The organism is Microcoleus sp. B7-D4, from assembly GCF_036705125.1.
In the GTDB taxonomy this organism is placed as follows: Bacteria; Cyanobacteriota; Cyanobacteriia; order Cyanobacteriales; family Microcoleaceae; genus Microcoleus.
The window spans coordinates 9,714-23,755 of sequence record NZ_JAUBTT010000093.1 but is presented as its reverse complement, the minus strand read 5'-3'; the positions used below and the strand labels follow the sequence as shown (position 1 = coordinate 23,755).

Here is a 14,042-nt window from a genome sequence, read left to right as displayed (position 1 = left end):
GATGCCTGTTCCACAGCAACAGGCAAGATGCCTGTTCCACAGCAACAGGCAAGATGCCTGTTCCACAGCAACAGGCAAGATGCCTGTTCCACAGCAACAGGCATCTTGCTTGTGAAGCAAAGATTGAATTTTCTTGTGGGGTGGGCATCCTGCCCGCCCGATTAATTTTGAATTGCCGACTCCAGGCGAAAGCGGGCTATTTCGCAAATTTCAGCTACAGCCTGCTGCATTTCAGTTTCCTGGGAGTTGTCGAGGCGCTGTTTAAATGCTTCGAGAATGCTGGTTTTAGTGTGTTTTTTCACGGCCGCAATGAAGGGGAAATCAAACTTTTGGCGGTACGATCGATTCAGGAATTGAAAGCGATCGAACTCTTCAACAGAAAGTTTATCCAAACCGGCACCGGCTTGTTCGCTAACGGATGCTTCCGCCATTTTTGCTTTGCTTCCTAAATCCGGGTGGGCTTGAATTAAAGCTAATTTTTCGGCTTCAGTCATGGCGCTGACAACTGTTACCATTTTGGCGTGCAAGTCGGCTGTGGATGCGAAAGGGCGATCGTCCCAAGTGCGGCGGGCGATCGCGGGGGTGTGTTCAAAAATCGCGCCGAGGGCTTGTGTAAATTCTTCGGAGCTCATTTGGTTGAGTTGAACTAAAGAGTATGGCATTTTGAATCGGTTGATTAAGTTTAATTAGCTTTGTTTTACTTTTTAGTTTGATTGAACCGCTTTCGTCGCGTTCTGCGAAGCAGTTCCCGAAGGGTAGGGCACGAAGGAAGAAGAGGGAAGAAGAGGGAAGAAGTAAATAATCTTCTACTGGTGAAGTTGTATTGTGTGCGGTTGATTGACCGTGATTCCTGTAGGGGCGGGTTCACCAACCATAGTCGCCAAAAACCGACAATCTCAAAAACCCGCCCCGGCAATTGTATTATGGGCGATCGATCTGATTGCTAATGACTGATGACTACTGACTACTGACTGATGATTAATGACTGCTGACTTGAGTTTGTTCGACTTCGCCGTGGGCTTTTAGGAGTGCAGCAATTTTGCGGCGGATGATGATTCCCGGTTTATCTGTCAGCATATGCTGTTCTTGGGTGATGTCGAGGGGTACGTCCCAATCGGTGGTTTCTAAAATGCGTTTGTCTTCTAATGTAACGGCGCGATCGAAGGCAATAATATCGCTGGTTTTAGCATCGGCTTCGGTATCGTTGCGGAGGCAAAATTGCACCATTTGAGATGCGGAATCGTTAATCGGAGTCATGGTATTGACGATGATGTGAACGAGTCCGTTTGGGTAAACAATCCGCAGTTTGACGGTAAAGGGCATAAACCAAATTCCGTCGATCGTCCGCACGGTTTCTTGTTGCTCGATTTTTAAGTTTTGCTGTTGCTGTGCGGGATTTGCTACGCCTAAAATGCTGCGGTAGTGCAGTTCCCATTCTGTTTCTTCAAATTCCATTACATCCGGGGCGAGATGTGCTTCGCTACCGAAAGTTGCGGTATGTACAAAAGACGGATGCGCCATATCTAATTCATTTTCCATTACTCGCAATCCCGCACAATTCCAGCGTTCGTAAAATTCGTGAATTTGGCGGTAATTCGAGTCTGCAGCTTCGGGAATATCGGGAATTTCTGCCAGCGGTTCTCCCAGACAAACCCAAACGTATCCGTAGCGATCGCGCGTGCGGTAAGCTTTTACTTTATAATTTGCAGAAATTGCGCCGTTTTGCTGCTGCGGAACGCTGACGCAGGTTCCAGATGAGTTGAATGTCCAGCCGTGGTAAGCGCAGCAAATGTTGCCGCCGACAATTTTGCCGATCGACAGTTTAGCCGTGCGGTGACAGCAGCGGTCTTCAACTGCGGCGGGTTTACCTTCGGAATCCAACCACAAAACGATTGATTCTCCTAATAGTTCAAGCGCTTTTGGTTCGCCGGACAATTCGGATGTAGGAATCACTGGATACCAGAATCGTTTTAAAATAGGTTGCTTCGTAACTAACATAATCCCTCCTATTATAAATAATAACTAAATCCTTCTTCCTTCTATCTGATATCTTGCACCATTCTCAGTAAGGTTTTTATGGGCGGACTCTCCTGCCCAACCCCTACTCCCCACAAGAAATTTATTCTTTGTGGAACAGGCTTTCCGGCCTGTTCTTGAGGTGCTTTCACCCACAAGAAATTTATTCTTTATGGAACAGGCTTTCCGGCCTGTTCTTGAGGTGCAAGATGTGAACGTTATTCAACTACCGCGATAGGTACTGTAAGACCACGGCGAAACTAGCAAAGGTACGTGATAATGCGCGCTTGAATCTGCGATGCCGAACTGAATCGGAACGCTGTTTAAAAACGGCGGTTCTGGCAAATTTTCGGCAGACTGCGCGAAGTATTCGCCCACAGAAAAGACTAATTCGTAAACTCCCGGTTTGAGTTCGCTTTCGGATAGTAAAGGATCTGTGGTGCGGCCGTCAGCATTAGTTGTTACAGTTTTCAGCAGCGTTTTTGCGCCGGAGTTTGGGTCAATTGAATGCAGGGCGATCGGCATATTTGCAGCCGGACAGCCGCGGGCTGTATCGAGAACGTGAGTAGTAAGTTTTCCTGACATTTTTTATTCAAGAAGGAAGAAGGAAGAAGGAAGAGGGATGATATCATGTCCGGTCGATCGACCGCGATTTTCGTAGGGGCTCGCCTCACCAACAATACTTGCCAAGAATTGACAATCTCAAAAACCCGCCCCAACCGGGATATTATGGTTAATCGATCGGACATGATATGAGGGATGAGTAGGGACACAACACTGCTGTGTCCTGGGAATTATCTGTTTGTATTAGTGTAGCGGGCCTGCTGAGATGACTTTGACGATCGCATCTGTGACATCAGTCGGCCGTTCATACGCTAATTGTTGATACCACTTTTCTGTTACAACTGGATCTTTACCGTGTATTTGTTCCGCGCGCTGTCGGGCTTTTTCAACAACTGCATTCGCCCGCTGTTTGCGCTCGGTTTCGTAACGTTTGAGCGCGTATTCTACGCCCAAATTCGTACTCAAAAGGTAGTTACTGAGTACCAGCCCGTCTTCCATCGCCTGACAGCCTCCCTGGCCGAGATCCGGGCAGGTGGCGTGGGCCGCATCTCCCAGCAAAGCCACTCTACCGCGAACGAAGCTGTCGATCGGCCCTACGTCGTGAATTTCCGGCCGCGCCACTGCTGCTGGATCGAAAGTATCTATCAGCAATTGCACGGGTTCGGCCCAACCTTTAAAATGTTCTTTAAGTTCGGCTTTGTAATTGTCGGGATTGGCGGGAGTACCTTTGGGCAAGGGAACATCTAAGAAAAAGTAAAATCGATCGCCCGCGACTGGCATCATTGACGCCCGTTTGTGCTCGCCGACATATATCGCCCAAGTGTTTTTCGGCGCTAGTTCTTCCGCTGCGGGTACTAACCCGTTCCAGTTGATATAACCGCCGTATTTCGGCTCTACTTCGCGGCCCAATATATACGTGCGCAAAATCGAGCGAACCCCGTCAGCCGCCACTAACAAATCGCCCCGCGCTTTGTCTCCGTTTTCAAAGATTGCTGTTACTCCGCTTTCGTCTTCTTCTACAGAAATACACTTGCGATCGAGCTTGACTTTTCCCTTAAAAGCTGCTAGCAACATATTCTGCAAATCGCGGCGGGCAACGGGATAGGGGCGCTGACCGACTTGTTGAATTAGCGGCATTAAATCGATGTCATTCAGCAGTTCGCCGGTTTTGGTGCGGTATTCCATGCGCTCCATAAGCCCGCCAATTTTTGCCATTTTTTCGCCTAAGCCCAAGCGGTTGAGAACTTTGACGCCGTTCGACCACAGGGAGATGCCGGCTCCTGCGGGGCGCAGTTCTTTTACGCGATCGTAAATTTCAACTTCATAGCCCGCTTGTTCGAGGGCAATTCCCGCAGTTAAGCCGCCAATTCCCGCACCGATAATGACAACTTTTAAGTCGTGCATTCTGTGTTTCTCCTGCTGACTGACATTTTATTTCCAGAACTCATAACAGTTAAATAAATCTTGTTTCCCGTCTGCCCGAATTTTGAAACTCACTATATTTTATAATACCATAATGGCTGTTTTTACTGTATCGTAAATTACTAATTTATGCGGTTTTAGGCAAATTGCGATCGGCTTTGGTGTCAACCTAAGTTCAAACCCAGTCACAGATTGCTGTTTGACCATTAAACTTAGATCCCCCCTAACCCCCCTTAATAAGGGGGGGACAAGAGCCTTCTCAAAGTCAACCCCTACTCCCCTTTTTAAGGGGGATTTAGGGGGATATGGACTCGAATGAAAGCGATATTCCTCATGTGTTTTAGACTTAAGTTGACACCAATGAGGCAGTGCCGTTTCCCTACTTTGGGTATCTTACTCAACTATAAACTTTGTGAGTTCGCCGAGATTTTGCTGAATCGTATTTGTCCCGCGCAGGTGAGAAAGGTGTGAACCTCCGTACAAAAAGCTATTCAAACTAACTTGATAATTTTGCTGAACTGCTAAATCCAGCCACAAATTGTTAATCGCATCTCCGGGTTTATAGTCTGGAATGTTGTGCTGGTAGTAAGGAAAACTGTCTATACAAGTATTGAAAAAGTTCTTGCGCCCGCAATGCTTTAAATACTGATATCGCGGTTTGAATTCTGTTTGATTTTCCAATACTGTATATATAGTATCTGCGAGAGATTCTGGGTCAAATTTGGCGTAAAGACCCGCACCTTCCGGGAAAACTGGCGAGTTTCCTCTGGCGTATTGGTTAAATTCTTCAAAACAAATTACTGGTACGTTGCAACTCATGGCTTCGGTAATTCCTCGGTTTTTTCCTTCGAGGAGGGAACCGAGGACGAATGCTTGGGCTCGCGAATAATATGTGGGTATTTCGCTGTAGTAGTCAACTCTGGGCACTAAGTTAATGTAGTCGGAGGGATTGGTTAAAATTTCCTCGACTTGTCGCCATTCTTTTAATGCGTACTCGTCGAGAGTTTTCAGGTTGCTAGCATCAAATTCGTGGCCGGTGACTACTGTTAGTTTTATCGGTTTTTGCGGATATTTTTGGCGGTAAACTTTTAAGGCCTTGGCTATGATTGGCAAATTTTTTTCTTCGGAAATTCGCGCGACGGCTAGCAAGTCGATGTCTTTGGCGGGGACGTTGCGCGGGGAAATTAAGTATTCGTTGATGAAGTCGGTGTCTTGCAGTGGTATGATTGGTTTGTGGGCGCGATCGACATAAGTTTCGCGAAACCACTTTTCTCGCTGCGGGTTTTTGTATAAACTGGAGTAGGCGTCAGCTATGGGGGCCCAGGAGTAGGAGATTCCGGGGGAATAGGTGAAGGAGAAAAATACTGAGGAAAGTTGGGGAAATAGTTTGTTTATTAGTTCGACTCCTTCGCTGAAGTAAATTCCTTTGATGAAACGCCCTTCGTAAAATAGTGGGGGAAGCAAGACGTAGAAACTGACGGTATCGAAGCGGTGGGGTTGGTCTTCAAATATCTCCCAGCTAAAGGCGTCTAAGTCTGCATAGATTTCGGCGATTGGTTTGTTGATGTGGGGGTTGCGTAAATATGGTTTTTGTCGATCGTAGTTTCCGCGTACCATATAATTCTGAGTGTGAGTATCTAGCTTTTTTTATTTAACCGCAGAGGGCGCAGAGGGCGCAGAGGAGAAGAGAAGAGAGTTATTCACAAGTCTCCACGGGTTGTTCTAGTGATTCATTGTCGCCTATTGTGAGGGCGAGTTGGTAGATTTGGCGGCGGGGGAGGGATGTTTGTTGCGCTAGCTGGCGGCTGGCTTGGGAACGACTTATGCCTTCGGCAATTAATGTTTGCAATTCTGCTTTAATTGCGTCTTCGGAAAATATTGGGGCGGCTGTTTGAATGCCGGCTATTACGAGGGTAAATTCTCCCTGGGGTTCGCGATTGGTGTAAAGTTCGATCGCACTTTCTATACTACCACGCCAAAACTCTTCGTGCATTTTAGTTAATTCTCTTGCCAGCACAATCTGTCTGTCGCTTCCCAAACTATTTGCTAAATCTTGTAAAGTTTGTCGCAATCGGTGGGGAGATTCGTATAATATTATAGTGCGGGATTCTATTTGCAAAGCTTCTAAACTTTGTTGGCGTTCTTGACCTTTCACGGGTAAGAATCCTTCAAATACAAATCTCTCTGTGGGTAATCCTGATGCAGTTATGCCAACTATGCAGGCGGTCGGGCCGGGAATCGGAATAATGTTAATATTAGCATCGGCGCAAGCTTTCACTAACTCGTATCCGGGGTCAGAAATTCCCGGCATTCCGGCATCGGTGACGAGGGCGATATCTTTGCCTAAATGCAGTTTGTCGAGGAGTTCGGGCAGTCGCTGCTGTTGGTTGTGTTCGTGATAGCTGATTTGGGGGGTTTTGATTTGGAAATGTTGCAAAAGTTTGCCTGTATGGCGGGTATCTTCGGCAGCGATGAAGTCTACTGTTTGCAAGATTCGGATGGCGCGAAATGTCATGTCTTCGAGGTTGCCGATCGGGGTTCCTACGATGTAAAGTGTTCCTGTATTGGGATTTGCTTGCATTTTAAGATTGGGATTTTTTAACGATGGGACACGGGCGGGACGCCCATGCCACAGGCCCATGCCACAGGCCCATGCCACAGGCCCATGCCACACATTTAAGAAGATATGAAAACGGGATTGTTTTTGGGATTAGCGACTTTAGATTTAGTTTATTTGGCCGGGAAGCCTCCGGGTGAAAATCAGAAAGTTGTTGCTTCTGATTGTACCATTGCTGCGGGCGGGCCGGCGGCAAATGCTGCGGTCACTTTTAGCTATTTGGGGAATGCGGCGGTATGGGCTGGTGTTTTGGGCACTCACGCGATCGCCCAATTAATTCGTGCAGACTTAGCGGAGTATAATGTCAGGATAATCGATTTGGAACCGGGGCGATCGCACTCGCCGCCAGTTTCCTCGATTATTGTAACTGAAGCAACGGGCGATCGATCGGTAATTTCGATTAATGCTACTAAATCTCAGGTTGACCGTCAAGCAATTAACCCGGATATTTTAACATCAGTTAATATTGTACTGCTTGACGGACATCAAATCGCAGCCAGCCAAGAAATTGCTCAACTTGCCAAGTCAAAAAACATTCCCATTCTCCTCGACGGCGGCAGTTGGAAACCCGGATTAGAGGAAATATTGCCTTTCGTTGAATGGGCTGTATGTTCGGATAACTTTCATCCCCCCAACTGCGACAATTCCGAACAAGTCTTTGCTTACCTGTCAGCAGCCGGAATTTCCCATATTGCCATCACTCGCGGCGAAAAATCAATTTTATACCTCAGCAATGGCAGTTACGGCACTATAGAAATACCTCAAATCCAAGCCACAGACACTTTAGGCGCCGGCGACATCTTTCACGGCGCTTTCTGTCACTACATTTTGCAAAATAACAACTTTACAGATACTCTCACCGCAGCAGCTAAAATCGCTTCCCATTCCTGCAAAAACTTCGGAACCCGCGACTGGATGAATAAGAGTTAATTTTCAATTAAAATTAACCAAAGTATCCGGGGAAAACCCCTCCCAGCTAGAAAACTTGAACTGGCAACACCTGTTAAGTTAAAATCCTAATAACAACCTTGACAAAAATTGTCAACTCCTTCCCTCTCTTCCTTCGCGCCCTTAGCGCCTTCGCGGTTCGTTAAAATTGCTATATTAGTAAAACAACCTCAAACCAAACCAAAGAGTCCCACAACAACATACCCGAATCATGTCTGACACCCAACCCCTAACTATCACCCTTCCCCCTTTGCGGATTACCCTAACAGAACAACAGCAAGTTAACCTAGAATGGCTGACACAAAACTTGCCAAATCTACTCACCCCAAGCAAACAAGAAGTCCCCGACAATATGAAACAGTGGGTGGCGGCCAACAAATTATTAAATCAACCCGACGCCGAAATCATTCAAGCCTTAATAAATACCGGCATAGATGCGGAAACAGCCACCGCAGAAGTGAGGGAAATATCCTCTCATCCCTACTTCCAAGCAGGTAGCCATTACGTGCAGTTATTGCAGAAATTAGAATCGCATCTCAGGATTAACAATCAATTAGCTGCATTGTCTTCCAAATTTGGCACAATCGAACGCAAAAGCAGCCTTTCCAGAGAGTATTTCCTCGAAAATTACTACGCCAAAAATACTCCAGTAATTATTACCAATATCATGCACAACTGGAAAGCATTGCAGTTGTGGACGCCGGAGTATTTGCAAGAAAAATATGGCGATGCAGAGGTGCAAATTCAAGCCAACCGCAATTCCGACCCGAATTACGAAATCAAGATAGAAAATCACAAAAAAATTGTTTTGTTCCGCAAATATGTAGAGATGGTGGTCAAGGGCGGGCCTAGCAACGACTACTACATGGTTGCTAATAACCAAACTCTTGAAAGAGAGGAATTTAAACCCCTATTCAACGACATTGAAATATTCCCAGAATACCTCAATCCAACGGATACAAAAGGCAGAGTTTTCTTTTGGTTCGGCCCGAAAGGCACGATTACACCGCTGCACCATGACCCAGTTAATTTAATTTTAGCTCAAGTGTCGGGTCGCAAACTAATTAAGTTGATTTCTCCCCAACAAACACCTCTGCTTTACAATCACGTCGGAGTTTTTAGCAAGGTGGATGGCGAAAATCCCGATTATGACAAATACCCGCTTTACAGAGATGCGAAAATTATTGAAGTCATTTTGGAACCGGGAGAGGCTATCTTTATTCCTGTTGGTTGGTGGCATCATGTAAAATCATTGGAGGTTAGTATTTCGGTTTCGTTTACTAATTTTGTGTTTCCTAATTATTATGAATGGAAATATCCTCATATTAATTGGTAATTATCAAGCGGGCGAATATAATTCGCTGCTACACATACAAAGTCCGCCTACGCGGACTAAGAGAATAAAAGATGTCTCGTTCTCTCGTTCTCTCGTTACTAGGCTCTGCCTGGTAACGCATATCTAGAGGCTCTGCCTCCGATTCTACTAATAGGAAAAGGAAGGCTCGGCTCCAGATTTTGCCAACAGGAAGAAGGAGGCAGAGCCTCCGGGTAGGCATTCCCAGGCAGAGCCTGGGAACGAGTAAACAGGAAGAAGGAGGCAGAGCCTCCGGGTAGGCATTCCCAGGCAGAGCCTGGGAACGAGTAAGGGGCGGGCACGGGGGCACCGGCCCTACAGAAGTCTGGGTTAATCGGCGTTTATCTGCGGTTCAAAAAAAAATAAATTCATGAAAACTCTCGAAGAAATCAGCGAAATTGCCCGATCGATCGCCTGGAGTGCATCAGATATCCTACAATCCTATTATCGGCAGGATTCCAACACTCCTAACCTCGACATCCAAGAGAAAAAAGATGGCCCCGTCACCGCCGCCGATGTCGCTGTCAACTCTTACATTCTCGACGAATTGCAGTCGGCTTTAGGGAATGCAGAATTTGGCTATCTCAGCGAAGAAACTTACAAATCTTATTTAGAAAAAAACGGTCAAATTCCCTTACGTCAAAGTTGGGTTTGGATTATTGACCCTTTGGATGGAACGCGAGATTTTATTGACAGGACAGGTGAATTTGCCGTTCACATTGCTTTAGCGTTCGAGGGAAGACCGGTATTGGCAGTTGTGGCTTGGCCCGAACAGCAAAAGATTTATTACGCAATCCGCGATGCGGGTGCTTTTATGGAAAGTCGGGACGGTTCTACGGTCAAATTGCAGGTTTCGGCGCGAAATATAGTGGCAGATTTATCTATAGTAACCAGCCGCAGTCACCGGGGCGATCGCTTTAATCAATTGTTACAAAAACTGCCTTGTCAAAATCAAATAGCTGTCGGTAGTATCGGCTGTAAAATTGCAACTATTGTGGAACAAAAGGCTGATGTTTATATTGCGCTTTCGGGAAAGTCTGCGCCTAAAGATTGGGATTTAGCGGCGCCGGAATTAATTTTGACTGAAGCGGGCGGCCGATTTACTCGTTTTGACGGTTCTACTTTGCAATATAACCGGGGAGATGTGAGTCAGTGGGGGGGATTGTTGGCGAGTAACGGTTGCTGTCACGCTGCTTTGTGCGGGCAAGCGGATGAGATTTTAGCGGGGATAGATGGGACCTTGGGCTAGTCACAAGTTTCGTAGGTGCGTTAGAAGAGTGTATTTTCTGCACGACTAATTGCTGACGCACCCTAAAGTATGTATCAAAATTGCTGAGTTTGAAATTTCTGTACAATTGTACTTACGTTTCACAAATATTTGTGGTAAATCAATCTAGCATTCGTTACAGTAATAATACTTAAGTATTTTCCATATCTTTATCAAAATTTTAATTAACCAGGTATTTTTTAAGAAAAATTTACATATTTTCTGTAAAAAAACTGTTATGGTTACGACAAAAGATGAGGACTCACCGGGTTTGTACGGAGAAAGGGTGTGTCTCTATAAATAAAAATTGATAGATAGTTTCGGACGCCAGTCACGAAATAGCGGAGTTTTTGTATTTTTTTAACCCCCAGTAGGTGCAGTATGCCAAATTTAAATAATCAAGTTTCACCAAGTGCGATCGCCTTTATCGACACTCAAGTTGAAGATTATCAAAGTTTGATTGCCGGGATAAAACCGGGTACAGAAGTAGTCGTTTTGGATGGGAATAAAGATGCGATCGACCAAATTACTGAAATTTTAGCTCTTCGTACCAATATTGACAGCATTCACATCATTTCTCACGGCAGTCCAGGCAGCTTGCAACTGGCCGACGTTCGCTTTAGTTTAGATGATATAGAGTGCGATCGGAATTCTCTACAGCAGTGGTTTTCGCCACGAACCGACTCAATCCCCAACAATCGACCTCACATTCTTTTGTACGGGTGCAACGTAGCAGCAGGCGAGACAGGTAAAGCATTTGTCAAACGCCTGAGTGAGTTAACCGGCGCTAGTGTTGCTGCTTCGCAAAACCTCACCGGAAGTGCAGCAAAAGGCGGCGACTGGTTCCTAGAAGTAACATCAGGGAAAATTGCCACACCTTTAGTATTTCGGCCAGAAGTGCTGGCGGCTTACAGCCACGTTCTCTCCAGCTTCAGTACGGCTACTAACTTTAGTGCGGGCTTTTCGCCGACGGCAACTCCTGTTTCGATTGATACGGGCGACTTTAACAGCGATGGTTTCCCCGACTTAGCCGTGCTCAACCTCAACTCCAGAGATATTTCCATATTGTTGGGGACAGGTACGGGCAGCTTTGGTACTGCTACTAACTTATTTAACCCCGGTAACGAGATTCCCAATTCCATTGCAGTGCGCGACTTTAATGGAGACAGCAAACTCGATTTAGCTGTAGCGAATCCTCTCAGTGGCGCTAATGGCAATTTCATTTCCATCCGGCTGGGGACAGGTACTGGCACTTTTGGCAATCCTACCAACTTAGGTCAAGGGATAAATCCTCGATCAATCGCAGCGGGCGACTTTAATGGAGATAGCAAGTTAGATTTAGCCACAGCCCCTTTGAGTGGCAACAACCTTTCAATTCTTTTGGGAGACGATACCGGTAGCTTTAGCACTCCCGCTACCATTAATACAGGAGCATCTCTTACTATTGCCACAGCCGACTTGAACGGCGACGGCAAACTCGATTTAGTCACCTCGAACAATAGCGCCACTAACAATATTTCAGTTTTGTTAGGAGATGGTACGGGCAACTTTAGCGCCCCCGTTAACTTTAGCGCGGGGACAGGGAATCACTTTGTCGTTACAGGCGACTTTAATGGTGACAGCAAACTCGATCTTGCCGTATCGAACACGGCTTCTAACAACGTTTCAGTCTTGTTGGGGGATGGTACGGGTAATTTTGGTACTGCTACCAACTTTAGTGTCGGATCATCTCCCGAATCTGTGGTTGCGGGGGACTTTAATGGCGACGGCAAAACCGATTTATCCGCGTCTAACGGCGGAGATAACAATGTCTCAGTCTTGTTGGGAGATGGTACTGGCAGTTTTGGTACTGCAGTCAATTTTAGTGTAGGAACTATTCCCCGTTCGATCGCAGCGGGAGATTTTAATGCTGACGGCAAGTTGGATTTAGCTACGCCGAACTTTACCTCTAAAGATGTCTCAATTCTGCTAAATACACCCAATACAGTTAATTTTGGTACTGCAACTTACAGTGGCACAGAAGGAACAACAGACACAGTAGTTAATATTCCCGTCACCATCAGCGGCGGCACTCCCTTTGCCGATGTAATTGTACCAATTGTCATCGACTCCAGCAGCACAGCCACCGAAAATTCAGACTACACCTTTTCGCCTACTACTGTTACATTCCCCGCCGGCACTACTACTCTCACCCAGAATGTTGCATTTACTATCAAACCCGACAATCTCCCTGAAAACGCCGAAACCGCAATCCTCAACTTTGGCACAATCACCGGAGGCATTGCCGGTACAACCCCTCAAACAACACTAACTATTGCAGCAAACGGTACAGTTTCTTATGCCATTGCTGCCGGTACTCCCAGCATTCTTGAAGGCAATAGCGGCACAAAACCTCTGACTTTCACCGCCACTCGCAGCGGCAACACAGGCGGGGCAAGTAGCATCAATTATACGATCGCCGGCACAGCTACAAACATCAGCGATTACAACAACATCGGTGGCACTTCAGGGGCAACTGCTGTTACTGGCACCATTAATTTTGCCGCCGATGAAACATCCAAAACTATTACTCTCGATGTATTAGGCGACACCCTAGTTGAACCGGACGAAACTATTGCCGTCACCCTGTCAAATCCCACCAGCCCAGGCGTAACACCGACAATTACCACTGCTACTGCTACCACAACTATTACTAATGATGACACTGCCGGTTTCACAGTTAACCCAATATCGGGATTAACTACAAGTGAAGTTGGTGGCAAGGCAGAATTTACAGTCAAACTCAACGCTCAACCTACTGCTGACGTTACCATCGGTTTGAGGAGTGACAATGTTGCAGAAGGAACAGTTTCAACTAATAGCTTAACTTTCACTCCTGCTAACTACAATCAACCGCAAACAATAACGGTGAGTGGTGTTAACGATTTAGTAGCTGATGGCCCTAAACCTTACAAAATTGTCACGGCTGCTGCTGTGAGTACCGATGTTAATTACACTAACCTCGATCCTGAAGATGTCACCGTCACCAACAGTGACAATGAAACTCCGGGAATTACGGTGAATCCGACGGCGGGATTAACTACTGGTGAATCTGGCACAAAGGCTAACTTTACTGTGGTTTTGAATACTAAGCCAATCGCTGATGTGACTATCGGTTTGAACAGTGACAATGTTGCAGAAGGAACAGTTTCGACTAATAGCTTAACTTTCACTCCTGCTAACTGGAATACACCGCTGCCGGTGACAGTAACAGGGGTTGACGATAGCATTGTTGACGGCAATATTGGCTACAAGATTCTCACGGCGGCTACTGTTAGTACAGATCCGATTTACAACAACAAAGATGTAGCGGATGTTAGCCTCAGCAATAAAGACGATGATACGGCTGGTGTTTCTATTACTCCCACGGCAACAACTGCTACTGAAGGCGGTGCGAATGGCAGTTATGCGCTCAAATTAACGTCGGAGCCGATCGCCCCTGTAACTATCACTCTCACAACAGGTAATGAGATAGAGGCGCTCGCCCCTGTGACTTTCACTGCGGAAAATTGGGGTGTCGCTCAAACCCTTACGGTGAAAGCTTTTGACGATACAATTCTGGAAGGGGCGCACAGCGGTAATATCACTCACAATGTGAGTAGCACTGATGCTAAGTATAATGGGATTGGGGTTCCAGGGGTGACAGTGGCGATCGCAGATAACGACACTGCACCGACACCGCCGACACCGACACCGACACCGACACCAACACCAGTTATAGTCGAGCCGCCGACGCCGCCGACACCGACACCAACACCAGTTATAGTCGAGCCGCCGACGCCGCCGACACCGACACCAACACCAGTTATAGTCGA

At 46.5% G+C, this 14,042-nt stretch carries 10 protein-coding genes; 4 read left to right on the top strand and 6 right to left on the bottom strand.

Going from position 1 to position 14,042, the window contains the following annotated elements; genetic code table 11:
• Positions 1-161: 161 nt before the first annotated feature.
• The 6 genes from uraD to rsmI all read right to left on the bottom strand — a co-directional run bounded on the left by uraD (position 162) and on the right by rsmI (position 6,583).
• Positions 162-662: a 2-oxo-4-hydroxy-4-carboxy-5-ureidoimidazoline decarboxylase gene (gene uraD / locus QUB12_RS29225; RefSeq protein WP_333309577.1), complete on the bottom strand. Its 501-nt coding sequence runs from the start codon at positions 660-662 to the stop codon at positions 162-164.
• A 316-nt stretch (positions 663-978) separates the two neighbouring features.
• A complete protein-coding gene (locus QUB12_RS29220) occupies positions 979-1,998 on the bottom strand; it encodes an aromatic ring-hydroxylating dioxygenase subunit alpha (protein ID WP_333147337.1) in 1,020 nt (339 codons plus the stop codon).
• A 240-nt stretch (positions 1,999-2,238) separates the two neighbouring features.
• A complete protein-coding gene (uraH, locus tag QUB12_RS29215; RefSeq protein ID WP_333147334.1) occupies positions 2,239-2,601 on the bottom strand; it encodes a hydroxyisourate hydrolase in 363 nt (120 codons plus the stop codon).
• Positions 2,602-2,823: 222 nt separating this feature from the next.
• Entirely contained in the window at positions 2,824-3,984 is a 1,161-nt protein-coding gene (hpxO, locus tag QUB12_RS29210; protein WP_333309573.1) for an FAD-dependent urate hydroxylase HpxO, read from the bottom strand.
• 411 nt (positions 3,985-4,395) lie between these two features.
• Positions 4,396-5,619, bottom strand: coding sequence for a glycosyltransferase (locus QUB12_RS29205; protein WP_333309570.1), 1,224 nt, complete (start codon positions 5,617-5,619; stop codon positions 4,396-4,398).
• A gap of 79 nt (positions 5,620-5,698) precedes the next feature.
• Positions 5,699-6,583, bottom strand: a complete 885-nt coding sequence (rsmI, locus tag QUB12_RS29200) for a 16S rRNA (cytidine(1402)-2'-O)-methyltransferase (RefSeq protein WP_333309567.1) — start codon at positions 6,581-6,583, stop codon at positions 5,699-5,701.
• Positions 6,584-6,688: 105 nt separating this feature from the next.
• Here rsmI and QUB12_RS29195 point away from each other — a divergent pair, with 105 nt between their 5' ends.
• The 4 genes from QUB12_RS29195 to QUB12_RS29180 all read left to right on the top strand — a co-directional run.
• Complete coding sequence (locus QUB12_RS29195) at positions 6,689-7,549, top strand: PfkB family carbohydrate kinase (RefSeq protein WP_333309564.1); 861 nt, start codon at positions 6,689-6,691, stop codon at positions 7,547-7,549.
• Positions 7,550-7,778: 229 nt separating this feature from the next.
• Entirely contained in the window at positions 7,779-8,903 is a 1,125-nt protein-coding gene (locus QUB12_RS29190) for a cupin-like domain-containing protein (RefSeq protein ID WP_333309561.1), read from the top strand.
• A 388-nt stretch (positions 8,904-9,291) separates the two neighbouring features.
• Complete coding sequence (locus QUB12_RS29185; RefSeq protein WP_333147612.1) at positions 9,292-10,170, top strand: 3'(2'),5'-bisphosphate nucleotidase CysQ; 879 nt, start codon at positions 9,292-9,294, stop codon at positions 10,168-10,170.
• A gap of 399 nt (positions 10,171-10,569) precedes the next feature.
• A partial coding sequence (locus tag QUB12_RS29180) for a DUF4347 domain-containing protein (RefSeq protein ID WP_333309559.1) occupies positions 10,570-14,042 on the top strand: 3,473 nt, incomplete at its 3' end.

Bases quoted from the DNA above. Each gene is read 5' to 3' on its own strand.
- QUB12_RS29205 (WP_333309570.1), bottom strand. From the start codon at position 5,619: ATGGTACGCGGAAACTACGATCGACAAAAACCATATTTACGCAACCCC.
- QUB12_RS29190 (WP_333309561.1), top strand. From the start codon at position 7,779: ATGTCTGACACCCAACCCCTAACTATCACCCTTCCCCCTTTGCGGATT.
- rsmI (WP_333309567.1), bottom strand. From the start codon at position 6,583: ATGCAAGCAAATCCCAATACAGGAACACTTTACATCGTAGGAACCCCG.
- hpxO (WP_333309573.1), bottom strand. From the start codon at position 3,984: ATGCACGACTTAAAAGTTGTCATTATCGGTGCGGGAATTGGCGGCTTA.
- uraH (WP_333147334.1), bottom strand. From the start codon at position 2,601: ATGTCAGGAAAACTTACTACTCACGTTCTCGATACAGCCCGCGGCTGT.
- QUB12_RS29185 (WP_333147612.1), top strand. From the start codon at position 9,292: ATGAAAACTCTCGAAGAAATCAGCGAAATTGCCCGATCGATCGCCTGG.
- uraD (WP_333309577.1), bottom strand. From the start codon at position 662: ATGCCATACTCTTTAGTTCAACTCAACCAAATGAGCTCCGAAGAATTT.
- QUB12_RS29220 (WP_333147337.1), bottom strand. From the start codon at position 1,998: ATGTTAGTTACGAAGCAACCTATTTTAAAACGATTCTGGTATCCAGTG.
- QUB12_RS29195 (WP_333309564.1), top strand. From the start codon at position 6,689: ATGAAAACGGGATTGTTTTTGGGATTAGCGACTTTAGATTTAGTTTAT.